General features: G+C 63.9%; 1 protein-coding gene. It reads left to right on the top strand.

Features of this window, described 5'->3' with window-relative positions; genetic code table 11:
- Nucleotides 1-371: condensation domain-containing protein (locus tag AB4Z42_RS28500; protein ID WP_442012597.1), on the top strand; the 371-nt coding region annotated here is incomplete at both ends.

Below are 371 nucleotides of genomic sequence, written 5' to 3' on the forward strand. Positions count from 1 at the left end.
GTCAACACGTTGGTGTTGCGGGTTGATCTGGCCGGTGATCCCACGGTTGCCGATCTACTGGAGCGCGTTCAGCACCGCGCCCTGGCCGCCTACGAGCACCAGGATGTGCCCTTCGAGCTGCTGGTCGACCGCCTCAACCCGGTCCGGTCACTGGCTCATCACCCGATGGTGCAGGTGATGTTGGCCTGGCAGAACTTTGGCGGGCGCAATAGTGATCCGGCCGCCGCGCTGGGATTGGCGGATCTGCAGGTGTCCGCGTTGCCGATCGAGACACACACCGCACGGATGGACCTGAGCTTTTCGCTGACTGAACGATTCACCGACGGCGGTGAGGCAGCCGGGATTTCCGGTGTCGTGGAGTTCCGCACCGA

It is taken from the genome of Mycobacterium sp. 2YAF39, assembly GCF_052114565.1.
In the GTDB taxonomy this organism is placed as follows: domain Bacteria; phylum Actinomycetota; class Actinomycetes; order Mycobacteriales; family Mycobacteriaceae; genus Mycobacterium.